We start from the raw sequence: 24683 nt of genomic DNA, 5'->3' as shown, positions 1-24683 counted from the left end.
GATCGCGCGCTACCGGGCCGCAGTTTGCCAGGCGAGCAGTCGCTGCTCGACGAGCGACATCGCAATCGACGTCAGATATCCGGTCGCACCGAGCAGAATGACGCCAGCGAAGAGGTCGGCGGATCGGAACGCACGTGCCGAGAGCAGGACCCACTGACCGAGGCCGTCGAGACCGGCGAGAATCTCGCAGACCACCGAAAGGATCAGCGCGACCGTCAGGCTGAGCCGCATGCCCGCGAGGATGTCTGGCAGTGCCGAGGGCAGAGCGATCTTGCCGATGACTGATGTGCGCGACATCTGCAGCGAGCGCGCGACCTCGTAGAGCCGCGGCTCGACCGCGGCAAAGCCGTGAATGGTGGCCAGCATGATCGGCCAGATCGCGCCGAAGGCGATGACGAACAGCGCCATGCCTTGCGTCAGCCCGAGCATCGCGATCGCGACCGGGATGACCGCTGAGACCGGCAGCGGCCGCAGGAATTCCAGCGACGGCGCGATATAGGCGCGCATCACTTTCGACGATCCGATCAGCGCGCCGAGTGCAATGCCGGCGATCGAGGCGGCGAGCCAGCCATAGGCCATGTGCTCGAGCGTGCCGATGAGCTTGGCCGCGAGATCGCCGCCCGAAAAGCCGCGCACCAGTGCAGCCCACGCCTTGTCAGGGCCGGGCAGGAACACCGGCGAGACCAGCCGCAGATTGGCGATGAGCTGCCACGCCGCGATGAAGCCGGTCGCGACGAGGATGCTTGCGACACGCCAGAGGATCGCAGCGCGAGTCATGGATTGTCTCCGGCGAGCGCAGCGCGGCCGAACAGGCGGCGCTGGGCCGCGATCAACAGGATGTTCAGCGCGTAGCCGATCACGCCGATCCAGAGCAGATAGGCCAGCATCAAATCGGCGCGCAGTGCCTGCTGTGCCAGCATGATGCCGGCGCCGAGTCCGATCGGATTGATGGCGATCTCGACGGTGACGGCGACGATCAGGGCGATGCCGGCCGACAGGCGGAAGGCGACGAAGATCCGCGGCAGCGCGGCCGGGATCACGATCTTTGCGATGCGCTGCGGCGCGCTCAGCCGCAGGGCCCGCGACACCTCCATCAATCGCGGCTCGATGCTGCGCACGGCGCTGCGCGTCATGATCAGCATCGGCCAGACGCAGGCGAACGCCACGATCACGATCTCCATCCGATAGCCGAAGCCCAGCGCGATCAGCGCGATCGGCAGCAGCGCGATCGAGGGAATCGGGCGGATCGCCTCGACCGTCACCTCCATCAGCCGGTCGAGGGGACGCGAGATGCCGAAGGCGATGCCGAGCGAAAGACCTATGGCGCTGCCGATCGCCAATCCGGCAAAGGCGGCGAACAGCGTGTCGCGGGTCGCGATCGGAATCGAGAGATCGGCAAGCGCCGCAGCCAGCGCCGCGATGATCGCGCTCGGCGGTGCCAGGCTATCGCTCTGCAGATGGGTGAGGCGCGCCCAAAACTCGAACGCCAGCATCAGCGCCAGCGGCAACAGCAAGGGCCTCGCGCGATTGAGGCTCAATGCTCGGTCGCCTTGATGAAGTCGAACAATTGCCGGCGCAGCCGCAGGAATTCCGGCTGTTCGCGGGTGGCGAGCTGGTCGCGCGGGCGCGGCAGGTCGACGTCGAGCTCGATGCCGATCCGGCCCGGATGCGGCAGCAGGCCGATGACACGGTCGCCGAGATAGATCGCCTCGTCGAGATCGTGGGTCACGAAGATCACGGTGGTCCGGCTCGCTTGCGTCAGCGACAGCACCTCGTCCTGCAGGCCCTGGCGTGTCATCGCGTCCAGCGCGCCGAACGGCTCGTCCATCAGCAGCGTCGTCGGCTCCTGCGCGAGGCAGCGCGCGATCTGCAGGCGCTGCTGCATGCCGCCCGACATTTCGGTCGGGTACTTGTCGGCATGGCCGGGCAGCCCGACCTTGCGCAGCAGCGCTTCGATGCGCGTGCCGCGCTCGCGCGCCGGCACATGCGAGGCTTCCAATGCCAACGAGATGTTTCCGGCCGCGGTCCGCCACGGCAACAGCGCCTTGCCGTAATCCTGGAACACGATCGCGACCTCGCGGCGCGGTCCCGTGATCGGCTCGCCGTCGAAAGTCACGGCGCCGCTTGTGGGGCGATAGAGGCCCGCGGCGAGCCGCAGCGCCGTGGTCTTGCCGCAGCCGGAGGCGCCGACGATGCAGAGGAATTCGCCCGGCCGTACCTCCAGATCGAGATTCTCGATGATGGTCTTGCCGCCGAGCCGCAGCGTCGCGGCGTTGAACGCGATCAGCGCTTTTTGCTGCCGCGCGTCGCGTGCCTCGTCGAGCCTGGCAACGACGCTCATGATTGCTCCCGGCTATCAGGCGGATAAACGAAATCGATGGTCGAGTGCAGATGCGCTGCCAGCATTTTTTGCGAGGCAGCCAGGTCGCGGGCAAGCACACGGTCGGCGAGCATCTGGTGACTCCGGATGAACCCCTCGCCGCTGTCGATGGCACCCATCATGACGCGGCGGTAGCGGTAGGCCTGGTCGTAGAGATCGGAATGGGCGGCCAGCATGCGCTGCGAGCCGCAGGCGGCGAGCAACGCGGTGTGAAAACCCTTGTGCAGCCGGTCGAAATCGGCAGCGCCCTCGCGGAATTCGTTACCGGTGCGCTCGATATGCCGGCGCATCTGATGCAGCGCGCTGATGATGCCGGCTTCCCAGGCGACATCGCCGTGAAGGATGGCGAGCCTGACAGCCTCGATCTCGACCGCCGTCCGCATGCAGGTGATGTCGGCGAGATCCTCGCGGCTGACCTCGGCGACGCGAAAACCGCGCTGGCCGATGCCGACGATCAGGCCGCGCGACATCAGCCGGGACAGGCCTTCGCGCAGTGGCGTCGCGCCGATGTCGTAGCGCTGCACGAGATCGACAATGCCGAGCCGTGATCCCGGCGCGAGATGTCCGGCCAGGATGTCCTGCTCGATCAGGCTTGCGGCGCGCTCGCTCAAGGTGCCGGCCTCAGCCGGCGGGCGTTCGAGAGTGCGCTCGGGAGCAGGCATCGTCGATATCCCTTAGTTCAGCACGAGTTTCGGTGTGTCGAGCTTCGACTGCAGCATCTTCTGCGACGACATCACGTCGATCCACCAGGTGAGGTTCTCGGGCTTGAGGTTCGGCTCGGACTGGTTCGGCGGCGTCGCCTTGACGAGCTCGATCGGCTGCTTGGTGAATTTGGCGATCGAGGCGGAGGCCTTCTCGCGATCGTTGTTGACGATGACTGCAGCCTCCGCGATGGCCTCGCGGAATTTCTTCACGGTCGCCGCATTCTTCTCCGCCCAGTCGCGCGATGCGGCATAGAAGATGATCGGATCGGTGCGGCCGAGCTCGGCGCCGTACCGTGCGCCCACCGAGCCGAGCCCCGCATTGGTCATGCGCGTGACGAACGGCTCGGCGGTGAGCACGGCATCGACACCGCCTGATTTGATGATGTCGGCCATGGTCGGGAAGGTGACTTCGACGAAGTTGACACTTTTGGGATCGACGCCTTTCTCCACCAGCCATTTCACGAAAAGTACGTGCAGGAAGGCATTCAGGCCGGGCGCGCCGACCTTCTTGCCAATGAAATCCTTCGGCTCCTTGATGGTGAGACCGTTGCGGACGAAGGCGGCGATCGCGGTGTTCGAGGTCGGGTTCATCACCGAGGCGCCGGCGATCGCGACGAGGTCGAGGCCGCCGTCGACGGCCTGGAGGAAGACGGTCGAGGTGGGGCCGCCCACCTGAATCGAGTTCGAGAGGATCGCCGCCGGGATGTTGGAGTTGATCGCGATCGGCGTCATCTCGACGTCCAGCCCATGCTTTTTGAAGATGCCTTCGTCGACCGCGACCATCGCCGAGGCGCAGTCGGAGGTCGCGGTGCAGCCAATCTGGATCTTGGCTTGCGCCAGTGCTGGCGCCGTCCACGCAATGGACATCCCGAACACGAGACCCGCCAACATTCCCCTGACCTGCGTTTGCCTCACCGCGCTCTCCCGATTTGTATTTTTCTATCTTGTTTATCGATATTTTATCTGATCATATATTAGAAACGATAGCAAGGGGTGCCCAAGGTGAAGCTCGCAACATTCAGGTCGGCCGGTCAGGAGAAAATCGGAGCCGTCCATGCCAATGACAGCCAAATGTTGGATCTCGCCGCCGCCGCCGCGCGGGGCGGTCAGTTCGATCCGGCCTTCAGTTCGATGCTGGCACTGATCGATGCTGGCCCCCGCGCGCTCGATCGGGCGCGCGCCCTGCTCGACAAGCACGGCAAGGACGCGACGCTGTCCGCCGCGGTCAGCGCTGTCGAGATTCTCGCGCCGGTGCCGGAGCCCAGGCAGATGCGCGACGGCATGTCATTTCCGCTGCACATCCTGCAAGCGCCACGCGGGCAGCGGAAGCTCGCGGCGCGCGCCAGTGGCGACCTGGCGGAGTTGGCGCGCATCGACGCCGAGCCGCTCGGCGAGTTGCCCGAGGTCTATCGCAGGCAGCCGATCTTCTACATCACCAATCGCTTCAGCGTCCGCGGCACCAACACCATTGTGAAATGGCCGCGCTACAGCAAGGTCATGGACTACGAGCTCGAGTTCGGGATCATCACCAAAAACAAGGGCGCAAACATCTCCGCCGCGAAGGCTGGGGATCACATCTTCGGCTACACCATCTTCAACGATTTCTCCGCGCGCGACGCGCAGCGCATCGAGATGGAGGGACGGCTCGGCCCGGCCAAGGGCAAGAGTTTTGACGGCGGCAACGTGATGGGTCCCTGGATCGTGACGCCTGATGAGATCGGCGACCCCTACAAATTGAAAATGGAAGCGCGCGTCAACGGTGAAACCCGTTCGAAAGGCGTGAGCGATGGCATGCTGTTTTCCTTCGAGGAGATCATCGCCCACGTCACCCAGGACGAGACGCTGATGCCGGGCGAATTCATCGGCTCCGGCACGGTCGGCAATGGCTGCGGCCTGGAGCTCGGATGGTATCTCGAGCATGGTGATACGATCGAGCTCGAGGTCGAGAAGATCGGTAGCTTGAAGAATCGCGTCGAGCGGCAGGAATCCTGAAGAGGCGTCTGACGGCCGCCAACCAAAACAATCAACGAGGAAGCGCCATGACGACCAGGCTGATCGACATCTCCGTCCCCCTGCAAAACGATGTACCGGCCGATCCGCCCGGCAATCATCCGACGATCCAGTATATCAATCACCAGCAGGGCCTGCCGCGCATGCTGCAGTTCTTCGACGGGTTGAAGGCTGAGGATCTGCCTGATGGCCAGGGTTGGGCGGTGGAGCAGGTCACCCTCTCGACCCACAACGGCACGCATCTCGATGCGCCCTGGCATTTTCACCCGACCATGAATCGCGGTGAGCGGTCCTGGACCATCGACGAGGTGCCGCTGGAATGGTGCTTTCAACCAGGCGTGAAGCTCGACTTTCGGCACCTGCCGGACGGCTATGTCGCAACCGCCAAGGATGTCGAGGCCGAGCTCAAGCGCATCGGCCATGAACTGAAGCCGCTCGAGATCGTCGTGGTCAACACCAGCGCCGGCGCCAAATATGGCTGTCAGGACTACGTCACCTCGGGCTGCGGCATGGGCTATGAAGCAACCATGTACCTGCTCGAGCGCGGTGTACGCCTGACCGGCATCGACGGCTGGAGCTGGGACGCCCCGTTCGTTCACACCGCGAAGAAATACGCCGAGACGAAAGACGCCAGCCTGATCTGGGAAGGCCACAAGGCCGGCCGCCATATCGGCTATTGCCATATCGAGAAGCTGCACAATCTCGAGCAGCTGCCGTCGACCGGCTTCAAGGTGTCTTGCTTCCCCGTGAAGATCGAGCGCGCGTCGGCAGGATGGACAAGAGCGGTCGCGATTTTGGAGGGGTAGCTACGCGCCATCTTTGGTGCGAAAGCTGCCCGGGGCCACGCCGTAGCGTCGTTTGAAGGCGCGCGTAAACGTTTCCTGGTTCGCGAAGCCCGCCTTTCGTGCAATGTCGCCAATTGCGAGATCGGCCAGACGCGGATCCCTGATTTGTGCGAGGCATCGAGCCAAACGGCGGTCTCGGATATGAGATGCGAATGTAGCGTTTGAGTCGCGTAGGATTGCGAACAGTGTGCTCCGCGAAAGATTGAGCTCTCGGCTGACGAGCTTGGCCGACAACAGCGGATTGTCGAGTTCGTCAGAAATGAAGTTCAGAATCCGTCTCAGCGTCGCCTCGTGGCGTGACGGTGTCGGCTCCCCACCGAGTTGTGTGCTCACAGCGCGTACCAGGAGCGAACTGAGTTGATCGCCAGCGAGATCGTCAACCAGTCCCAATTCGTCCGAAAGCTCCTGCAGCGTTTGCAGATAGGACGAAGTCAGCCGCCCAACGCCAGCGTTGCGGATGACGTTGGGGCGCTTGGCAACGTGATCCAGATGACGGCGTAGGCTCCCGTTCGGAATGGTGGCGCAGACCAAGTCGCAACCGCGTTCGAAGCGAATTGAGAAGGGTTCGTTGGTATCAACCAGTACAATATCCCCGGGATGCGCGATCGTGGTCTGGCCATTTTGTTCGACGATGGCATCCCCGCGCAGTTGCAAATTTGCGTAGAACGATCCGTCGAGGAACGAGCCAATACCTCGCCGGGTGCGTTGTATGACCGCTGGGACCGACCGCACGCGCGAGATTTGCAGTGAGGCATTACCAACACCGTCGATGCTGCCATCGAATTGGTTGTCCGATAGATCTTCCGGCTCGAGCGGCAGGAAGCTCTGACACACTGCTTCCCGCCAATAGGCAAATCGCTCCGCGCGGGGCACGTCCCGCATATGCCAGGAAACGCGATTCATCGTCCGCTCCTGAAATAAGACCGTTCGGACTATACGCAATTTCGATGCCGGCGGTCTCGGACGTTTTGTCAAACGTGCCGCACGTCCTGTCAAATGACTGATCGCCGGATCGGCGGCAGGCTTGTTGAACGAACAGGCGCGACTCGACAGGAGGTCCAATGCCGATCGACTTTACGCTCACCTCAGAGCAGCGTGCATTGCAGCAATCTGCGCGCATATTCGCCCGGAGAGTACTCGCTGACGTCAAAGGCGCGACGAGCCATCTGTCTACGCCGGCTGAGCGTTTCGCGGCCACGCGTCCGCACTATGAGGCGGCCATCAAGGAGGGCTTTCTGCGTCGGCTGATTCCGGCACCGTTCGGAGGTGAGGGGACCGGCGTGGTGGATCTGGCGGTGGTTGCCGAGGAGTTCCAGTCCGTCGATGTCAACGTCTCCCTGACCTTGTTCGGAACGCTGCTTGGTCTGATGCCCGTGATGCTTGGTGGATCGCCCGAGCAGATCAAGCGTCTGTTTGCGCCCTTCCTGACAAAGGCTGGTGCTCCGCTCGCGGCCTTCGGTTTCAGCGAGCCTGGCGGGAGCGCCAATTTCGCGGCACCGGCGCCGGCGGAAGGCGTGCGTACAACCGCGCGGCTGGATGGCGATCATTGGATTATCAATGGCGCCAAGCAGTGGGTCTCCAGCGCCACAGGTTGGGGTGGCAAAGGGGCCGACCTGATTTCCGTGGTGTGTCGTACCGACCGTGCCGCTCCACCGGAGGAGACCATCTCCGTCGTTGTCGTGGAAGGTCCGGCCGAAGGCGTCGTCTTGGAGAAGGCTTTCGACTCGGTTGGGCATCGCTCGCATCTGGTACCTCGCTTCAGGCTGGAGAATATGCGGGCGCCGATGGGGAATATGATAGGCGGGCCGGGCGCCGGCCTGCAGCTGGTCGAAGGTAGCTTCACCGGTACTGCGGCGTTGGTTGGGGTTTTCGGCGTCGCGCTGATGTGCGCTGCGTTTGATTTTGCGCTGAATTTTGCGCGCACCGAGCGACGTGGCGGCGCCGTGCCCATTATCGAGCACCAGGCCGTTGGCTACGCACTTGCCGATGCAAAGACCCAAATCGAGGCCGCTCGCTCTTTGAGTTGGCGAGCTTGCCACGCGCTCGATGTCCAGGCGCCCGGTGCGTTCGAGCTTTCGCTGCAGTCAAAAATCTTCGGTTCGGAGACGGCGGTCAAGATCATCACCGACCTCATGCGTGTGGTTGGCATCGATAGCTACAATCATGACATTCCGCTGGCGGGATTGTTGCAGGATGCGGTGGCTTATCCGTTGTTTGATGGTGGCAATATGGGTGTACGCCGTCGACAGTTGCACCAATTGATGAAGGGACCGCAATACGATTCGCTCGCTGCGTCGGGAGCAAACTAGCGGAATGATGCTCTAGCTGAGATCGTGCAGATCCTTGCCGAGCGGCGGCGTCAGGGAAAACCCCGTGAACTTCACCGGCAGTCCTTCGCGCTCGGGCGTGCAAGCCATGGGCCCGACCAGGTACGATTGCGCCTTGGGAAAAGGAGCCAATCGGACGAGCGGCCAGGTCTTGCCATCGGCCGACGCCTGCAATCGGATAACGCCGTCGGCGACGGTGACGCGGATCCGGAAATCGCCGGCGTCGTGCTCATACGGCGCTGTTGCCCAATCCGATTGCCCAACGGTCAACACGCTCGACAGCATGGCGCGCCCGTCCGAGAACTCGATTCCGGCCTTGATCCAATGCTCTGCGTCGACCCGCACCATGATGCCGGCTTGGTCGTAGAGCTCTTGAAAATTGCACTGGACGCGCAATTCGGCGGTGAACGCCTCCGCAGTCCGAAAACCCAGAAAGTGACCACTGTCGCGGCAGAACCCGTAGTGCGTTTTTTGCCAGAAATCGGTGGCCTTGTCGGTGATGAGATCAAGGCTGTCGCCCTGCACGGTCCACCGCGCCGGTTCGTTCAGCCAGACACCATCCTGTCTGGCAAAGACGGCAACGCTCATGTCAAACCTCAAGGAAAGTGGCCGATCGCACCTGATGTCGATCCGGTGCGGTAGGACAGCCGTTCGGCGAACGGAGAGCCCGATGCGTGATTGATGCACCGGGGCTCTCGCGGTCGCTACTTCGGTATAGCCAAGTCAGAGTTATCCGTTCTTCTTCAGGATCTCCGATGCATTCTCCTTCGTGATCAGCATCGTCGGCAAGGTGATGACGGGCTCGAGCTTCTCGCCCTTGAGCAGCTTTGCCGCCTGCCTCAAACCTTCCGCGCCGGGCGTCGCGTAGAGGAACGTCGCGCTGAGCTGGCCCTTGGAAACCCAGGTGACGCCTTCGTCCGGCAGACCGTCGATGCCGATGATGAACTTGATGCTCTTGTCGCGGCCGGCGTCCTTGGCGGCGAGATAGGCGCCGTAGGCCATCGGATCGTTATGGCCGTAGACCATGTCGATCTTCTCGTTGTTGCGCAGCGCCGTCGTCATGATGTCGTAGGCCTTGTCCTGCTTCCAGTCACCCGACTGGTTGTTGAGCAGGTACTTGATGCCGGGCTCCTTGTCGGTGAAGGCATGGAAGCCGTCGTGCCGGTCGTGCGCGGGTTGCGTGCCCATGCCGCCCCAGATTTCGACGACATTGCCGGCCGCCTTGCCCGGGCCGCCGAGCAGTTTCACCGCATGTTCGCCGGCTGCCTTGCCGATCGCGACGTTGTCGCCGCCGATGAACTGGGTGATGCGCTTGGTGTCGACGTTGCGATCGAGCACGATGACCGGAATCTTCGCGTCGATCGCTTTTTCGACCACGCCGGTCAAGCCGGCCGATTCCTTGGGCGAGATCAGCAGAACGTTGACCTGCTGCACGATCAGATTGTCGCAATCGGCAACCTGCTTCTGGGTCTTGTCCTGGCCGTCCGTAATGATCAGTTCGATATCCGGGTGGTTCTTCGCCTCGGCCTGGATGTCCTTGTTGAACTGCACGCGCCACGGCTCCAGTGTGGTGCACTGGCTGAAGCCGACCTTCGACTTGCCTGCAGCCTTGGCAGGCGTCCAGCCGGCCGGCAGATAGATCGTCATCGCGGCACCCGCCGCCGTGGTCGACAACTTCAAAAATTCACGACGCTTCATCGAGATCCTCCCTTGCGAGTTGGGCCTTTGCGGCGCTTGGCAGCCGATGGGTCTCGGCTGTTTTCGGATCGGCCTGTGCCTCGCCCGATCGGCGGAACCGCCATCGTGCGACGAGCTGGCCGAGATTCTGTTCCTGCACCAGCACGGTGCAGACGATGATCAGCCCCTTCATCACGAGCTGGACGTTGGAGTCGATGTTCTGAAGCTGCAGGATGTCGGAGAGCAGACCGAAGATCAGGACGCCGACGAAAGTGCCGGCGAGGCCGCCACGGCCGCCCATCAGGCTGGTGCCGCCGATCACGACGGCGGCGATCGCGTCAAGTTCGAGGCCCGTGCCTGCGTCGGGCTTGCCCTGCCGGTACTGCGCGACGAACAGCACGCCGGCGATCCCCGCCAGAAGGCCCGACAACAGATAGGCCGTGAGCTGCACCTGCGCGACCTTGATGCCGGACAGCTTTGCGGCCTCGACATTGCCGCCGATCGCATAGGCATAGCGCCCGAAGGTGGTGAAGCGCAGGATCGCGCCGAACAGGCAGATCGCTGCGAGGAAGAACACGCTCGGCACCGGCAACACGCCCCACAGCATCGAACGCAGCAGCTCGAAGGCCTCGGTCGCATTGGTGCCGGTGTAGACAGGGACCACCGCGTTGTCGGACCCCGCCGTCAATCGCGCGATGCCGAGCGCGCTGACCATCATCGCGAGCGTCGCGATGAAGGGCTGCAGCCGGCCGGTGACGATCAAGAGCCCGTTGATGCCGCCGAGCACCATCGCGAGGCAGGGGGCGATCAGCAGAACACCGAGAACGCCGAATTTGCCCGGCACCTGGTGCATCGTCCACCAGCCGATCGCGATGGCCGCGACAAGGCCCAGCAATCCCGGAATGCCGGCGCTCTGCCAGCGCGGCAGCGCGATCTCGCGCCGCCGTCCGGCACTGACATCGCGGCCGCGCGCGAGGCCGGCAAACACGAAGCGTGCAGCCAGCGCCACGGCAACGCCGCCGACGAGGATCGCCGCCGGAACGCCCATGACGGACGCCGTGGTCCAGCCGGGCTTGGTCAGCAGCATCGCGCAGATCACCGTCGAGAAGCCCATCACCGAGCCGACCGACAGATCGATGCCGCCGAGCAGAATGACCATGGTCATGCCGGTCGCGACGAGGCCTGTGATCGAGACCTGGCGCAGCACGTCGGTCAGATTGCCGTAGGACAGGAAGATGTTGTGGCCGGATGACGTCTGGGGCGAGATCAGCGCGCCGATCAGGCAGATCAGCACGAGCCCCCAATAGAGCTTGGTGCGGGAGAGCAGGCGGAGCAGCGCCTTCATGATGTGGCTTCCTGCATCCAGTTCGCCATCCCCGGTGCAGCAAGGCGCATCACCGTCTCCTGCGAGGCGTTCTCGCGTGCGAGGATGCCGGTCTGCCGTCCCTCGCACATGACGAGGATGCGGTCGGACAACAGCAGCAGTTCGGGCATTTCCGATGTGACCACGATGATGCCGAGGCCTAGCGCGGCGAGATCGAAGATCAATCGGTAGATCTCCTGCTTGGCGCCGATGTCGATGCCGCGGGTCGGCTCGTCGAGCAGCAGGATGCGCGGTTCAGTCGCCAGCCATTTGCCGATCACGACCTTTTGCTGGTTGCCGCCGGACAGCGCGGCGGCTTGCTGGCCGATGCCGGTGCAGCGAACCGAGAGCCGCTTGACCATGTCGGCGGCGAGTCCGCGTTCGCGCGCAAACGTGCGCAGGCCGAATCGCGAGAGCGCGCCGATTGAGGGCAGCGCGACGTTGTCGCAAATGGAGTCGGCCAGATGCAGGCCGCGCTCCTTGCGGTCCTCGCTGACGAGTGCGAGGCCGAAATGGTAGGCGTCCGAAGGGGAGTTGATCTCGGCAGCCGCGCCGTCGATCGCGATGCGGCCAGTCCGCCAGCCGTGTGCCACGCCGAAGATCGACTCCAGGATCTCCGTGCGGCCGGAGCCGAGCAGGCCGCCGATACCGAGGATCTCGCCGCGCTTCAGCTCGAAACTCACGCCGTGCAGCGTCCGCCGCCATCCGTGCGGGCCGAGCGTATCCAGCGTCAGGTCCTGGACGGAGAGGACGGCGGCGCCGTCAGCCACCGTCGCGCCGCGCTCGTTCGCGGCCATCTCGCGGCCGACCATCGCCGAGATGATGGCCCCGCGTGAGAGTTCGTCGATCCGCGCCGTCACCACGCGCCGTCCGTCGCGCAGCACGGTGACGCGGTCGGCAAGCTCGAGCACCTCCTCGATGCGATGCGACGTGTAGATGATCGCGACGCCTTCGCTTGCGAGCTGGCGCACGATCTTGAACAGCGTGTCGCATTCCGACGAGGACAGCGCAGACGTCGGCTCGTCCATGATGAGGATGCGCGCATTGAGCGACAGCGCCTTGGCGATCTCGACGAGCTGCTGCTCGCCGACGCGTAAGCCCGCAATCCGGGTGTCGGGTGCGATGGTGACGCCGAGGCGCGCCAGCAGGCGCGCGGCGGCCCTGACCATACGGCGTCGATCGATCAGGACGCCGCCGATCAGCGGCTCTCTGCCGAGGAAGATATTGTCGGCGACGCTGAGCTCGGGAACGAGGTTGAGCTCCTGATGAATGATGGCGACGCCGGCCTCCTCAGCATCGCGCACGCCGGTGAAGGACACAGCATGGCCCTCGACCACAATGGTGCCGTCGTAGCTCGTGTGCACGCCGGCAAGGATCTTCATCAGGGTGCTCTTGCCGGCACCGTTCTCGCCCATCAGCGCGTGCACTTCGCCGTGGCGCAGATCGAAATCGACGTCGTTGAGCGCCTTCACGCCGGCAAAGGATTTGGAGATCCGTTCCGCGCCGAGCACGACATGTCCGGCCGGCACGCCCGCGCGGCTGCCAAGCTCGACCACGCGAGAGGAACGCGGCGCGCCGCGCTCGTCGTCTGCCCCGAGCGCGCCGAAGCGTGTCTCCATTGGGTTTTCCTCCCGGCGTGCCGTCAGTCTTTGCAGACATCAGAGCCGCAGGTGATCGTTTATTTGTTATCTGATATGCTAGTTATATCAGTTGATGCTCGTCAAGCCTTTTGGCCGCGCGATTGGCGTTGCGGCATCGAAATGTGTAGATCGGCCGGGGGAACACAGCATGCATTCGATCGGCGGGTTCAGGGGCGGCGCGAGGCCGGCGCGCGGGCGCAGCGCGGGCGGCTCGAAAGTCGATCAGGCCTATCTTGCGCTGAAGCACGCCATCGTCTCAGGCGCGCTCGCGCCGGAAACGCCGATCGACAAGAACGAGTGGTGCGCGCGCTTTGACGTGTCGAAGCTGTCGATCACGACGGCGATCAACAGGCTCGCCTTCGAAGGGCTCGTCGTCGTCGAGCCGCAGCGCGGCTCCTATGTCGCCAGGATTCATCTCGAGGACGTCAGGCAGTGGATGCTGATGCGTCGCGCGCTGGAGGTCGAGGTCGTCGGCGTCTGTGCTGCGAGCATGTCGGACGATGCGATCGGTGCGCTCGGTCAGAATCTCGCCTACCAAAAGGCTGCGATCGCGAGCGGAGACCTGGAAGGCTTCCACGAGCTCGACACCAGGTTTCATCACCAGATGACCGAGAGCCTGAGCCTCGCGCGCGTCGGCGAAGCTCTCGATACGATCCGGACCCATCTTGAGCGCGTGCGCCGTACGCTGCTCCCGGAGCCGGGCCGGCCCAGGGGAACGTACACCGAGCACGAGGCGATCTACCGCGGGATTGCAGATCGCGATCCCGAAAGGGCCAGGGCCGAGATGGCCAACCATCTCGACCGCGTCGCGCGCGAGCTGCACGCCTTCGTGGAGAAGCATCCCGGCTTCTTCGACGGCTAGCGGCATGCCGCCGGCACCTTGCCCGACGGGTCGGACAGGTTTCGCAAGCTGCGCAAGGACTTAGCTACGGTGCATGGGGTTGTTTTCGCCTCTTTTGTGCGAGGCTCGCGCGTTGTGATGACAAAGTCCCTTGCGCGGGCATCAAGGTGAGCTACCGTCGCGTGTCTAACCGCAGGGTTAGGTGACCTTTTGATTGATCTTTTTTAGCATCCGATTTTCACCGGCGCCGCGATGGCGCGGCGCCCACCGGACGAGGGGCCCATGATCATACGGGACCAGGCAGCACTCTTGGCGCCGGTCGAGCGCGATCTGCGGCTCGACCTTTTTCGCGGCATCGGCCTGTGGATGATCTTCCTCGATCACATCCCCCACGACGTCGTGGCCTGGCTGACGCTGCGCAATTACGGCTTCAGCGATGCCGCCGAGTTCTTCGTCTTCATCTCCGGCTATCTGGTCGGCTGGATCTACGGGCCGATCGTCGCCGGCGGCTGGTTCCTCGCTGCGCTGAAGCGGCTGTGGCGGCGGGCGGCGGAAATGTATGTCGCCCACATCATGCTGTTCCTGCTGTTCACGGCGCAGATCGCCCGCACCGCGCGCCGCTTCGACAACCCGATGTACGAGCACGAGTTCAACGTGTTCAATTTCCTGGCGCATCCGGACGAACTGATCGGGCAGGCGATCCTGCTCAAATACAAGCCGGTCAATCTCGACGTGCTGCCGCTCTACATCACGCTGGTGTTCGCCTCGCCGCTCATTGTCTGGTGTCTGATGCGGCGGCCGAACCTGACCCTCGCGGCCTCCGCGGTGCTCTATGTGCTGTCGCGCTGGTTCGACTGGAACGTCGCCTCCTATCCGCCCGGGACGACCTGGTATTTCAATCCGTTCTGCTGGCAGCTGATGTTCGTTTTCGCCGCCTGGTGCGGCATCGGCCAAATCGAGAAGATCAGCGAGCTTGTCTGGTCAAAGGTCGCGATGACGCTGGCCGCCGCGTGGCTCATCTTTGCCCTCCTGATCGTGATGACTTGGCACGTCCATGCGCTCGAAGTCCTGATCCCGAAATGGATGCTTAAGGCGATCTACCCGATCGATAAGACCGACCTCGACATGCTCCGCTTCACGCATTTCCTGGCGCTGGCAATCTGGGTGACGCATTTCGTCTCGCGCAAGTGGAACGTGCTGCACGCGGCGTGGCTGCGTCCCGTCATCCTCTGCGGCCAGCACTCGCTGCCGATCTTCTGTCTCGGTGTATTCCTGTCGTTCTCCGCGCACTGGATCCTGACTCAATATACCAAAGGCGTCTGGGAGCAGCTTGCGGTCTCCGCCGTCGGCATCGTCATCATGATCGGCGCCGCGTGGCTGCTCGACCGCGCCGAGCGGGTGCCGAACCTCTTCGTGAAAGTGTCGGAGGCCGAAGGGCCCGAGGCCGCGACCGAGATCGCGCCGGCGAGCCGCTGAGGAGAGAGCCATGTTCAGACGCTTGTTGACGGTCGTCGGCATTCTCCTTCTTGTTAGCAGCGCATCCGCGCAAGCGCCGTCACCGGAAGCGATGAATACGGCGCGCAAGCTCGTGGTGACGCTGAAGATCGCCGATCAATATCGCGCATTGTTGCCGCAGCTGCTGCTCAAGCTGCGGCCAGTCGTGGCGCAGGACCGGCCGGAGATCGAGCGCGATTATGATGCGATGACGGCGCCCGGCGCCGAGATCTACGCGCCGTTCTTCACCGCCATGGTCGACCAGATCGCCGCCGCCTATGCCGCGACCTTCACCCTGGACGAGCTGCGCCAGATCGAAGCTTTCTACGCCCAGCCGGTCGGGCAGAAGTTCTTGACGCAATCGGACGCGCTGGCGCAGGCGACAGCCCGGATCGGCCAGGACGCCAGCCAGAAGGCCGCCGACGAACTGAAGCAGCGCCTGATCGAGGCGCTGCGCCAGAAGGGGCACAAGCTCTAACCGCCCCTAGTGGATCGCCGCGTACATGATCTTCTCCTCCGTCGCTTCGAGTGCGGAGAACTCTTCCACGACCTTGCCCTGGCGTGAGACCAGGATGCGGTCCGAGAGAGCCATGATCTCGGGCAGATAGGATGAGATCACCACGACAGCCTTGCCCTCGTCGGCGAGCCGGTTGATCAACTCGTGGATCTCGACGATGGCGCCGACGTCGACGCCGCGGGTCGGCTCGTCGAAGATGATCAGGTCCGGCTCCTGCACCAGCGACTTCGCGATCACGACCTTCTGCTGGTTGCCGCCTGAGAGCTCGACCACCTTGCCGTCATCGCCGATGGCGCGAACCTTGAGCCGCTCGATCCAGGTCTTGCCGACGGTGTCGGTTTCCCGCCGCGACAGCATCATGCGTCCCCCGGGAAACTTCGATAGCAGGCCAAGATAGATGTTGCGCGCGATCGAGGACGTCTCGAAGAAGCCCTCGACCTTGCGGTCCTCGGTGACGTAGGCAATGCCGGCCTTGACCGCCGGCGCCGGCACACGGTAGCGCACCGGCTGGTCATGCAGCAGGATCTCACCGCCGTGGAAGAAGTCGCGCTTGAGCACGCCGGCGACGATCTTGAAGGTCTCGGTGCGGCCCGCTCCGACGAGGCCGAACACGCCGGTGATCTGGCCTGCGAAGACCGACAATGAATTGTTCTTCACCATCGGCGCCATCTTCAGGTTCTGCACCGTCAGCACCCGCGCGCCGGCCGGCCGCACGGTACTCTTGCGTGCGCCATAAAGCGTGTTGGAGAGATCGCGCCCGACCATGGCCTGCACGATCGCGGCGCGGTCGAACTTGGCGACATCGTCGGTGACGACATGCTTGCCGTCGCGCAGCACCGTGATGCGGTCGGCGAGCAGCAGCGCTTCTTCGAGTGCGTGCGAGATGAAGACGATCGAGACGCCGCGCTTCTTGAGGTCGCGGACGAGGTCGAAGAAATACTTCTTCTCCTCCGGCGTCAGCGACGCGGTCGGCTCGTCGAAGATGATGACCTTGGCGCGGTGCAGGACCGCGCGCGCGATCTCAACCATCTGCTTCTTGGCCGCACCGAGGCCGCTGACGGTCGCCGTCGGCGTGACGTCGAAATTGAGCGATTGCAGGAACTGCTGTGCGGCGATGTAGATGCCGCGCAGGCGGTTGTAGAACTTCTCCTGCCCGAGAAACAAATTCTGCGCGACCGTCATGGTCGGCACCAGGCTGTTCTCCTGGAACACCATGGCGATGCCGAGATTGCGCGCCTCCAGCGGCGTCTTCGGCGCGACCTCAGCGCCGTCGACCGTCATCGTGCCCGCGGTCAGCGTCACCACGCCCGCCATCACCTTGGTGAGCGTCGATTTGCCGGCACCGTTTTCGCCGACCAGCGCGTGGATCTCACCGCGGCGGAGGTCGAAGTCGACCCCGTCGATGGCGGGCACGCCGGCGTAGAGCTTCGTGGCCTTGCGCAGCGAGAGTGCGATGTCGCTCATGTCCGAAACTCCTCGGCAAGGCCAGCAAGGGGCAGCTTCAAGATACGGCCGGGTCCCTTCGCGATCAGCACGAGATCATTGTCCATCTCGATGGCCGCGACGATTCCGTGATTGATGCCGTCGACCCGGCTGTGCAGCGAATAAAGCGGCTGGCCCTCCGCATCGAGACGGATGACAAGGCCATAGGAGCGCGGCGGCGCCCACGGCTTGATGATGCCCATGGTCTTGATGTGTGCGCCCTGCATAGGCTCCTTGAACGAGCGTCCGGAACTCAGCCGCGGTGCAACCCAATACGCCGGATCGATCTCGGCCATCATGCGGCGCCTGTAGCCGGGCTCACGCAACACGAACTCGACGAGCTGGGTTCGCGCGGTGAAGGCGGTGAGCCAGTAGCCGCCGCCCGAAGCCTTCGATAGCCGCGACGGATAGACGGGGAGGTGGGCGAGCACGACCTTCGGCGACGCTCCGGCCCCGACAAGAACGAGGCGATGACGCCAGCTCTCGCTGACCAGCATCGCGTTGCCATGCGCGCAGGCGCCGAAAGCATGGCCGAGCCCCTGGGCCGACCGTGTCACGCTCTTGCTGCCGGGATCAAGCTTGAACACGCGGCCGGTTCGATTGAGCTCCAGCAAGTCGCGCGCCCAATCGTCGACAGCCGAGGTCGCCGAGCCGTCCGTCGCAATCAGCGTGTTGTCGTCCGCCAGCGCGAGCGCGTTAATGGCGTTGAACGCTGCGTCGGCGAATTTCACGCTCGGCTGTTCGGCCGAGGGATTTGCGTAAACATGCACCTCGCGCCCGCCGAGCGCGACGGCGAGGCCGTTGCCGGGAAGAGTACACAGCGCTGAGATCGGCCGCTCGAAGCTTCGCACCTCGGAGACCGTTCCGCCGGCAAGGCAAATCAATCGCGGGCCGTCCGCGATGAAGAGATTGCTTCCGTCGGTGGCGAGATCCTGGGGCGACTCGCATGTCAGCAAGGCCTCGGCCGATTCCAGTTTCTGGTTCGGCTTCAATGCGCCGTCGAAGGACGGCACGGTGATGGTGGCGTCGCCGCGCCCGAGAAAACGGTTGGCGAAGTCTCTCACGGCTGCGATCACGACTGCTTCCCCCACCGCTTGTCATACTGGACGAAGTTCGGATCGGCGTTGTCGAGCTTGTAGCGGCCGATGCGGTTGTTGAGGATGCCGCCCAGATAGAGATAGCCACGATGCTCGCGCATCGAGGTGATCATCGGATGGTTCTCGCCGTGCAGGTCCCAGAACGATTCGACGATCTTGCCCTGCTCGTTGAACTTGACCACGCAGCCTGTGTTGATGTTGGGGAACAGCCACTCGTCGACCGGCACGCGCTTGGCCATGCGACGGCGGAAGCCGGGCATCTTCCAGGCGAGGTCGAGCGATGGGCTGCGCATGCCGACCAGCGCCAGCCAGTAATTGCCGTCGGAGGCGAGGTTGATGTTGTCGGGGTAGCCAGGCAGATTGTCCATCACCACTTCGACCGCGCCTTTCTTCGGTCCCGCGAACCAATAGCGCTTGATCGAGCAGCCAAAGGTCTCGGCGAACAGAATCGACTGGCCGTCGCTGGCGACGCAGATGCCGTTGGGGAATTTGAGGCCGCGCAGCTCGGTGCGGGTCGTGCCGGTCTTGGTGTCGTAGGAGATGATGCGGCCATTTCCGCGCGCCTCCAAGCCGTCAATCGGCCATTCATCCATCTCGTAGCGCACGGTCGCTTCCGAGAAGAAGATCAGGCCGTCATCGGTGATGTCGAGATCGTCGGCGAGCCGCAGGCGGCTGTCGTCGTTGACCGAGCGCATGCTGCGGTTGGTCTCGTCGGTGGCCTTCTCGACAGTACCGTCAGGCTTGATGCGATAGAGTCCCATGCCGCCGATGCAGACGTAGAGATTATCCTCGCGGTCGAAGGCCATGCCGAGCGGCTGGCCGCCGATATGGGCGAAGACCTCCATCTTCTGATAGTCGGGCGCGAGGAAGCGCATGATGTCGCCGTGACGCGAACCCGCATAGAGATTGTCGTGGCGATCGAGGATGACGTCTTCCGGCGCCTCGATTCGTCCGAGGCCGATCGCCTCGACGATACGCAGCTTGTCGTTCTGCTCGAATGGCCCGCCTTGTCCGATCTCGGTCGGGGGCGGTGGCGGCAGCTCGTGGTAGGTCGGTGCGACATAGACCTTGCTGATGATGCGGGTCCGGTTCTTCTGCCAGCGGATGTCGACCATCGCGGCGACGAGCAGGATGCCGGCCAGCGCCATGCGATTGACGCCGCCGCGTGCGTTCATGGTGGTGAGGCCGTTGGTGATCAGGAGCACGATCAGCACACCGACCGCCGATTTGGCCACCGAGCCCTTGCCGCCGCCGAGCGTGATGCCGCCGAGCACGGTCGCAGTCAGCACGATCACTTCCAGGCCGACACCGATGTCGCCGCCGACGGTGCCGAGCCGTGAGGCGAAGAACAGCGCGGCAATGCTGGTCAGCACGCCGCTCGCGACGTAGCAGAGCGCGATGGTGCGGCGAACGGGGATGCCTGAATTGTATGCCGAACGTCGCGAGCCGCCGATTGCGGTGATGTGCCAGCCGGGGCGCAGCCGGGTCAGGAAGATGTGGCCGAAGATCGCGATGACGATATAAGCCAGTGCCACGGTGGGGATGCCGAAGACAGAACCGGCGCCGATGAAATCCCACGACGGGATGTCGGGGAAGGCTGACGCGATGGCGTTGGAGTAGCGCTGGATCAGGAGATCGTAAGCCGAGCGGTAGATGATCAGCGTGATCAGCGTGGTGATGAAGGCGCGCAGCCGCAGATATCCGACCAGGATGCCGTTGACGGCGCCGAGCACGGCGCCGCAGAGCAGCGTCGCGATCACCACCGCCGGAACCGGCCAGCCAGCGACGTCAAGCAGATAGAGGGCGCAGAAATCGGTCAGTGCGAAGATCGACCCCACGGACAGATCGATGCCGCCGACGATGACGACCAGCGCGAGCCCGAGTGCGATGAACCCAATCTCGCCGGCCTGGCGTGCAGTATCGGCTAGGCTCGCCGGCGACAGGAAGTTGTCGATGGAGCGGCTGAAGGCGAAGCCGACGATCAGGAGGAGGATGACCGGGATGGCTGTCTCGGTCCATCGCTTGGACAGGATTTCGCCGAGGAGATGATCAGGCCAGTAGCGGTAACGCAGGCTTGTGATTGTGTCGCGCATCGGCATTCCAACGGGGCATGGAAATGATTGAGAGTGAGATCCCCGGGCGTCGATCCCGGGGACCACGGGCGTCAGCGCGAACTATTTCTTGAGGTCGCTGAGATTCCAGCACGACGTCTGGCTGTCAGCGTTCTCCTTGGTGATCGGGATCAGCGTGGTGTATTCCGAGCCCTTGACCGAGCCAGGCTTGGCCCCTGAGGATAGCAGCCACTTGATCGTGCCGGCCATCTGCGCGGCCTGGGTCGGCACGTCGTAGCTCATGTCGAGATCGAACGCGCCTGACTTCACCAGTTCGCAGGCGCCCTTGCGCTCGCCGCCGCCCGAGGTGGTGAGGAACACCTTGCCGGTCAGTCCGGCTTCCTTCACTGCGGCGGCGGTGCCGATGTCCATGCCATCCCAGAAGCCGACGATGCCGCAGAGATCGGGATTTTGCTTCAGCACCGTTTGCGTGATCGCCTTGGCCTTGGCGGCATCCCAATCGGCAGCCTGGCTCGATGCCACCTTGATCTCCGGATGCTTGGCGAGAACGTTCTCGACACCCTTCAATGTGTAGGCGCTCGCCGCGGCCGAGAGGGCGCCCTGCACGATCGCGATCTTGTTCGACTTGCCCTCACAGGCCTTGACCACGGCTTCTGTCTGGCGTTCGCCGATCTCGACCCAGTTGGCGCCGACGAAGGCGGAACTCCGATAGGCCGAGCCCATATTGATCTGGATGACGTAGATGCCTTCATTCTCGGCACGCTGCAGCAGTTTTGCGTAGGTCTGCACGTCCGGATTATGGACCACCATCACCGCTGGCTTCTCGGTGATCAGCGAGGTGACTGCCTGCGCGCCGGCATTGGTGTTCCAGTTGGCGTCGCGAATCACGAACTTGACGCCGTAGGGCTCGAGCTCCTTCTTCAGGCCGGCATACCAGCCCTCGGTAAGATCGAAGTTCATCGCCACCGGCACATAGGCCACGGTCTTGCCGGCAAGCGCTTCCTTGAACGGCTTCTGGAACGGTTCGTCCAGCCCTTGCTGAGCCAGAGCCGGTGCGGTCAGTGCAGTCAGAGCCAGTACGGCCAGGGTCACCCTGGTCGGGTTGCCAAAGGTCTTCATTGCTTCCTCCTTGGTTGTAATTGTCTTTGTTCTCGGTCGTTCAGATGTCGCCTTGCTGTGCCGTTTCTTCGTTGCGCGGATTCAGGAAAGAGTCCGTGATGACGGCGAGCAGCAGGACCACGCCCTTGATCAGGTTTTGTCCGGCGTAGGAGATGTCCATGATGGTCATGCCGTTGAGCATGGTGCCGATCAGCAGCGTGCCGATGATGACGTTCAGCACGCCGCCGCGGCCGCCTGACAGCCCGATGCCGCCGAGCACGACCACCAGGATCACGTCGTAGATCAGCGTCGAGTTGAAGACGCGCGTCGGCATTGAATTGACCGACGCAGCCATCACGAGGCCGGCGAAGCAGCCGATCAGGGCCGCGATCACATATTGCAGCACGATGATCGGACGGGACGGAATGCCGGTGACACGCGCGGCGTAAGGATTGTCGCCGATCGCGTAGATATAAGCGCCCCAGCGGGTCTGGCGGAGCAGGAAGGCGACCACGACACAGGCAATCGCGAACATCACGATCGAGGTGGGAATACCGAGAATGGTGCCCTGTCCGAGCCGTTCGAAGCCGTTCATGCCCTGGCTCCATTGCACGACGTCGAGCTGGAACAGGACGGCCTGCCCGAGGCCGGCGAGCAATAGCCCCGTCGCAAGTGTAGCAAACAGCGACGGCACCTCGGCATAGGCGATCAGCCAGCCATTGACGAGACCGAAGGCGATCGTGAGCAGCACGGCGATCAGCAGCGCGTACGGCAAAGAATGTCCGTTCTGCACCATCTGAAGCACGAGGCCCGGAGGCACGGCGAGGGCCGCGATCAGCGAGATGTCGATGCCGCGGCCGATCACGACGATTGCCATGGCGAGGCCGAGAATGCCGAGCACTGCAACGTTCTGCAGCAGCGTCAGCATGTTCTCGGTTGTCAGAAAGCCATTCAGGAAGATCGAGAAGACGAGGAATAGCAACGCAAAGACGGCGAAGACGATCTCTTGCTGGTTGAACCGGAAGCGCTTCATCCCCTTATTGCCTTTCTTCGTCGGCCTCTGCGGGTCCGTTATGACGGTCGGGTCTCTATGCGATAGGTCTGTGGAAGCGATGCCAGGCTTTCCGTGAGTGCTTTCACCCGCTCCTGATCATTGGAGCCAATCGAGATGGTGACCAGCGTATTTAACCTGGCGTCTTTGTCGACGAGAATCTCTGCGATGGTGTCCGGGCCGAAGATGCGATCGATCTCGGTCCTGACCTTCTCTTGAACGGCGAGGTCGCGAAGCGTGGGCTTGAAGATCTTGCCGACCGCGGTGACGGGAAGGGCTTCGATCAGGACGACGCGCTTTGGCCTGGCCGGAGGCTCATTGACGTTGCGTTCGAGATGCTCGCGCAACCGCGGCATGTCGATGTTTTTTCCGGGAGACGGAACGACGAAGACAATGGGCACCTCGCCGGCGTAGGCGTCCGGCATGCCGACGGCTGAGCTCATCTGGACACCGGGGAAGGCATTCGCGACGTCCTCGATGGCGGCAGGGTCGATGTTATGGCCGCTGCGCACGATCAGGTCTTTCTCGCGGCCAGTCAGCACCAGCCGTTGGTCGGTGGTGAGGTAGCCAACGTCGCCTGTGACGATCCAGTGGTCGTCGGTGAGCACGCCCTTATTGTGCTGGGGATCAAGATATCCGGGAAACACTTGCGGTCCTCTGGCGAGGACGAGGCCGCTGGTGAGCGGCGGGCATTCCGTCCTGAGGTCCACATCATCAAGCGCGACGATTTTTGTTTGCGCAAACGGCGACCGGAAGCCGACGCTGCCTTGCACGGGTGTGCCGCGGCCGGGATTGAACGCGATTGCCGCCGCGGTCTCCGTCATGCCGTAGGTTTCGAACAATCTGATCCCGGTACGGGCCTGAAACCTTTCACTCACGGCTTTCGGCGCCACGGCGCCCCCGGTGAGAGCCATGCGAACCGAGCCGACATCGGATGACCCGATCGGCACCTCGGCAAGCGCGGCGATCGAGGTCGGCACGCCGCTGACGATGGTCGCGCCAAACCGCTCGACGGTGTGCCAATAGTCGCGGATCGCATCGGGGCTTCGGAGGCTGTAGGGCGAGGGAATGATCACATGGCCGCCGGCCGCCAAAATCGACAGGCCGAGAGTCATTGTGCCGCCGACGTGGAACAGGGGGAAACCGTTGACGGCGGCATCTCGCTCGTCCAGTCCGTGGACCTGCGCAAAGCTCCAGGCGGCGTGGATCTGGTTGCCATGTGTCAGGCGGACGAGCTTTGGCCGGCCGGTGGTCCCGCCGGTGTGGAACAGTGCGCAAACCGTGTCGCGATCCGATGAAGGCGTAAAATCCAGGGTGTCGCGCATCGTCGCGACTGCTTCGTCGAAGCTCGCCGCACCGCCCGTCAGGGGCCCATTCGCGCCGATCACGAAAATCGTCTTCAGCGATGGGACGCGGCTCGCGACATTGGCCGCCTTGGTCCAGATCGCGCGATCGGCCGCTTCAGAAGCGACCACCAGGATGGTTGCGTTCTGCGCGTCGAGCAGATCGGCAATCGCATCTTCGTTCAGGAGATAGTTGATCGAGCTGGCGACGCCTGCGATCTGGGCGCCGAGCAATGCCGGAAATAGCTGCGGCAGGATCGGGCAGAGAAACGCGACTGTGCCGCCGCTCTCTTTGATTCCGTGTGCCCTGAACAGATTGGCTGCGCGGGAAATCTCGGCAAGCAACTGCCGATGAGTCAGCGTGATGTCGCCAGACTCTCGCGAGCCCCTGGTCAGAACCGTGAGTGCAGGCTGGTCAGGATGCAGTCGTGCAGTGGCGTCGAAGAGATCATGGAGATTGCGGGCAGGCACAAGGGAATCATACGGCAAGCGCTCCAGCGCCTCGATGTCGGCGATATCAGCGACAGCCCGCGTGAAGCGCGTCGTCATAGTCGAGGGCAAGACGTTGCTCACGGGCCCCGCCATTCAAGCTGCACATCGTACTGTGCGGCAGTCAGTCTGACCTGATGCAAGCGAATGTTTCCTGCCTAATTCAACGATTGCTTCTTGTTGTTCATAGGCCAGATGCCTGAACGCGGCTTGCTTCGGAGCGCAAAGCTTTTGCTTGTCCGCGCAAACTGGT

General features: G+C 63.4%; 22 protein-coding genes. 6 read left to right on the top strand and 16 right to left on the bottom strand.

Features of this window, described 5'->3' with window-relative positions:
• Positions 1–9: 9 nt before the first annotated feature.
• From JQ631_RS16210 to JQ631_RS16190, 5 genes are read right to left on the bottom strand one after another with little or no spacing between them, the layout of a single operon-like run.
• Complete coding sequence (locus tag JQ631_RS16210) at positions 10–777, bottom strand: ABC transporter permease (RefSeq protein WP_212327584.1); 768 nt, start codon at positions 775–777, stop codon at positions 10–12.
• Positions 774–1538: an ABC transporter permease gene (locus tag JQ631_RS16205; RefSeq protein WP_212327582.1), complete on the bottom strand. Its 765-nt coding sequence runs from the start codon at positions 1536–1538 to the stop codon at positions 774–776. The genes JQ631_RS16210 and JQ631_RS16205 overlap by 4 nt, the downstream gene beginning before the upstream one ends.
• Positions 1535–2341 (bottom strand): ABC transporter ATP-binding protein, encoded by an 807-nt coding sequence (locus tag JQ631_RS16200; RefSeq protein WP_212327581.1) that lies wholly within the window; start codon positions 2339–2341, stop codon positions 1535–1537. Before JQ631_RS16200 ends, JQ631_RS16205 begins: the two co-directional genes overlap by 4 nt.
• A complete protein-coding gene (locus JQ631_RS16195; protein ID WP_212327579.1) occupies positions 2338–3042 on the bottom strand; it encodes a GntR family transcriptional regulator in 705 nt (234 codons plus the stop codon). The genes JQ631_RS16200 and JQ631_RS16195 overlap by 4 nt, the downstream gene beginning before the upstream one ends.
• A 12-nt stretch (positions 3043–3054) precedes the next feature.
• A complete protein-coding gene (locus tag JQ631_RS16190) occupies positions 3055–3975 on the bottom strand; it encodes an ABC transporter substrate-binding protein (RefSeq protein WP_212327577.1) in 921 nt (306 codons plus the stop codon).
• Between the two features lie 111 nt (positions 3976–4086).
• Here JQ631_RS16190 and JQ631_RS16185 point away from each other — a divergent pair, with 111 nt between their 5' ends.
• The gene (locus JQ631_RS16185; protein ID WP_212327575.1) at positions 4087–5076 is read left to right on the top strand and encodes a fumarylacetoacetate hydrolase family protein; all 990 of its coding nucleotides are present in this window, start codon (positions 4087–4089) and stop codon (positions 5074–5076) included.
• A gap of 47 nt (positions 5077–5123) precedes the next feature.
• Complete coding sequence (locus JQ631_RS16180) at positions 5124–5900, top strand: cyclase family protein (protein WP_212327573.1); 777 nt, start codon at positions 5124–5126, stop codon at positions 5898–5900.
• Here the strand turns inward: JQ631_RS16180 and JQ631_RS16175 are convergent, their stop codons facing one another.
• Positions 5901–6842 (bottom strand): AraC-like ligand-binding domain-containing protein, encoded by a 942-nt coding sequence (locus JQ631_RS16175; RefSeq protein WP_212327571.1) that lies wholly within the window; start codon positions 6840–6842, stop codon positions 5901–5903.
• Positions 6843–7000: 158 nt separating this feature from the next.
• On the opposite strand from JQ631_RS16175, the gene JQ631_RS16170 reads away from it, so the two are divergent.
• Positions 7001–8248: an acyl-CoA dehydrogenase family protein gene (locus JQ631_RS16170; RefSeq protein WP_249160310.1), complete on the top strand. Its 1248-nt coding sequence runs from the start codon at positions 7001–7003 to the stop codon at positions 8246–8248.
• A gap of 12 nt (positions 8249–8260) precedes the next feature.
• Here JQ631_RS16170 and JQ631_RS16165 read toward each other — a convergent pair whose 3' ends face one another.
• The 4 genes from JQ631_RS16165 to JQ631_RS16150 form a co-directional block, all read right to left on the bottom strand.
• Positions 8261–8854: a DUF1349 domain-containing protein gene (locus JQ631_RS16165; RefSeq protein ID WP_212327570.1), complete on the bottom strand. Its 594-nt coding sequence runs from the start codon at positions 8852–8854 to the stop codon at positions 8261–8263.
• A gap of 141 nt (positions 8855–8995) precedes the next feature.
• On the bottom strand, positions 8996–9913 hold the full coding sequence (locus JQ631_RS16160) for a substrate-binding domain-containing protein (protein WP_433995519.1): 918 nt from the start codon (positions 9911–9913) through the stop codon (positions 8996–8998).
• 37 nt (positions 9914–9950) lie between these two features.
• A complete protein-coding gene (locus tag JQ631_RS16155) occupies positions 9951–11288 on the bottom strand; it encodes an ABC transporter permease (RefSeq protein WP_212327568.1) in 1338 nt (445 codons plus the stop codon).
• Complete coding sequence (locus tag JQ631_RS16150) at positions 11285–12925, bottom strand: sugar ABC transporter ATP-binding protein (protein WP_212327567.1); 1641 nt, start codon at positions 12923–12925, stop codon at positions 11285–11287. The genes JQ631_RS16155 and JQ631_RS16150 overlap by 4 nt, the downstream gene beginning before the upstream one ends.
• Positions 12926–13094: 169 nt before the next feature.
• Here JQ631_RS16150 and JQ631_RS16145 point away from each other — a divergent pair, with 169 nt between their 5' ends.
• From JQ631_RS16145 to JQ631_RS16135, 3 genes are all read left to right on the top strand, one after another.
• Positions 13095–13808, top strand: a complete 714-nt coding sequence (locus JQ631_RS16145) for a GntR family transcriptional regulator (RefSeq protein WP_212327566.1) — start codon at positions 13095–13097, stop codon at positions 13806–13808.
• 261 nt (positions 13809–14069) lie between these two features.
• Positions 14070–15263: an OpgC domain-containing protein gene (locus JQ631_RS16140; RefSeq protein ID WP_212327565.1), complete on the top strand. Its 1194-nt coding sequence runs from the start codon at positions 14070–14072 to the stop codon at positions 15261–15263.
• Between the two features lie 10 nt (positions 15264–15273).
• Positions 15274–15759, top strand: a complete 486-nt coding sequence (locus JQ631_RS16135; RefSeq protein ID WP_212327564.1) for a DUF2059 domain-containing protein — start codon at positions 15274–15276, stop codon at positions 15757–15759.
• A gap of 6 nt (positions 15760–15765) precedes the next feature.
• Here the strand turns inward: JQ631_RS16135 and JQ631_RS16130 are convergent, their stop codons facing one another.
• The 6 genes from JQ631_RS16130 to JQ631_RS16105 all read right to left on the bottom strand — a co-directional run bounded on the left by JQ631_RS16130 (position 15766) and on the right by JQ631_RS16105 (position 24514).
• Positions 15766–17262 (bottom strand): sugar ABC transporter ATP-binding protein, encoded by a 1497-nt coding sequence (locus tag JQ631_RS16130; RefSeq protein ID WP_212327562.1) that lies wholly within the window; start codon positions 17260–17262, stop codon positions 15766–15768.
• Positions 17259–18356, bottom strand: coding sequence for an SMP-30/gluconolactonase/LRE family protein (locus JQ631_RS16125; protein ID WP_212327559.1), 1098 nt, complete (start codon positions 18354–18356; stop codon positions 17259–17261). The genes JQ631_RS16130 and JQ631_RS16125 overlap by 4 nt, the downstream gene beginning before the upstream one ends.
• Positions 18353–20476, bottom strand: a complete 2124-nt coding sequence (locus JQ631_RS16120) for an ABC transporter permease (RefSeq protein WP_212327557.1) — start codon at positions 20474–20476, stop codon at positions 18353–18355. Before JQ631_RS16120 ends, JQ631_RS16125 begins: the two co-directional genes overlap by 4 nt.
• A gap of 75 nt (positions 20477–20551) precedes the next feature.
• Positions 20552–21568 (bottom strand): sugar ABC transporter substrate-binding protein, encoded by a 1017-nt coding sequence (locus tag JQ631_RS16115; protein ID WP_212327555.1) that lies wholly within the window; start codon positions 21566–21568, stop codon positions 20552–20554.
• A 40-nt stretch (positions 21569–21608) separates the two neighbouring features.
• Complete coding sequence (locus JQ631_RS16110) at positions 21609–22580, bottom strand: ABC transporter permease (RefSeq protein WP_212327553.1); 972 nt, start codon at positions 22578–22580, stop codon at positions 21609–21611.
• Positions 22581–22618: 38 nt separating this feature from the next.
• Positions 22619–24514 carry an AMP-binding protein gene (locus JQ631_RS16105; protein WP_349644985.1) on the bottom strand — a complete coding sequence of 632 codons (1896 nt, stop codon included), beginning with the start codon at positions 24512–24514 and terminating at the stop codon, positions 22619–22621.
• Positions 24515–24683 lie beyond the last annotated feature (169 nt).

This window comes from Bradyrhizobium manausense (genome assembly GCF_018131105.1).
GTDB classification, from domain to species: Bacteria; Pseudomonadota; Alphaproteobacteria; order Rhizobiales; family Xanthobacteraceae; genus Bradyrhizobium; species Bradyrhizobium manausense_B.
The sequence above is the reverse complement of the archived record's forward strand: the minus strand, read 5'-3'. Positions and strand labels throughout refer to the sequence as shown.

Coding starts and splice junctions, on each gene's coding strand:
- JQ631_RS16155 (WP_212327568.1), bottom strand. CDS start 11,288: ATGAAGGCGCTGCTCCGCCTGCTCTCCCGCACCAAGCTCTATTGGGGG.
- JQ631_RS16145 (WP_212327566.1), top strand. CDS start 13,095: ATGCATTCGATCGGCGGGTTCAGGGGCGGCGCGAGGCCGGCGCGCGGG.
- JQ631_RS16120 (WP_212327557.1), bottom strand. CDS start 20,476: ATGCCGATGCGCGACACAATCACAAGCCTGCGTTACCGCTACTGGCCT.
- JQ631_RS16110 (WP_212327553.1), bottom strand. CDS start 22,580: ATGAAGCGCTTCCGGTTCAACCAGCAAGAGATCGTCTTCGCCGTCTTT.
- JQ631_RS16190 (WP_212327577.1), bottom strand. CDS start 3,975: ATGTTGGCGGGTCTCGTGTTCGGGATGTCCATTGCGTGGACGGCGCCA.
- JQ631_RS16150 (WP_212327567.1), bottom strand. CDS start 12,925: ATGGAGACACGCTTCGGCGCGCTCGGGGCAGACGACGAGCGCGGCGCG.
- JQ631_RS16140 (WP_212327565.1), top strand. CDS start 14,070: ATGATCATACGGGACCAGGCAGCACTCTTGGCGCCGGTCGAGCGCGAT.
- JQ631_RS16200 (WP_212327581.1), bottom strand. CDS start 2,341: ATGAGCGTCGTTGCCAGGCTCGACGAGGCACGCGACGCGCGGCAGCAA.
- JQ631_RS16115 (WP_212327555.1), bottom strand. CDS start 21,568: ATGAAGACCTTTGGCAACCCGACCAGGGTGACCCTGGCCGTACTGGCT.
- JQ631_RS16210 (WP_212327584.1), bottom strand. CDS start 777: ATGACTCGCGCTGCGATCCTCTGGCGTGTCGCAAGCATCCTCGTCGCG.
- JQ631_RS16130 (WP_212327562.1), bottom strand. CDS start 17,262: ATGAGCGACATCGCACTCTCGCTGCGCAAGGCCACGAAGCTCTACGCC.
- JQ631_RS16195 (WP_212327579.1), bottom strand. CDS start 3,042: ATGCCTGCTCCCGAGCGCACTCTCGAACGCCCGCCGGCTGAGGCCGGC.
- JQ631_RS16135 (WP_212327564.1), top strand. CDS start 15,274: ATGTTCAGACGCTTGTTGACGGTCGTCGGCATTCTCCTTCTTGTTAGC.
- JQ631_RS16180 (WP_212327573.1), top strand. CDS start 5,124: ATGACGACCAGGCTGATCGACATCTCCGTCCCCCTGCAAAACGATGTA.
- JQ631_RS16160 (WP_433995519.1), bottom strand. CDS start 9,913: ATGACGATCTATCTGCCGGCCGGCTGGACGCCTGCCAAGGCTGCAGGC.
- JQ631_RS16165 (WP_212327570.1), bottom strand. CDS start 8,854: ATGAGCGTTGCCGTCTTTGCCAGACAGGATGGTGTCTGGCTGAACGAA.
- JQ631_RS16175 (WP_212327571.1), bottom strand. CDS start 6,842: ATGAATCGCGTTTCCTGGCATATGCGGGACGTGCCCCGCGCGGAGCGA.
- JQ631_RS16170 (WP_249160310.1), top strand. CDS start 7,001: ATGCCGATCGACTTTACGCTCACCTCAGAGCAGCGTGCATTGCAGCAA.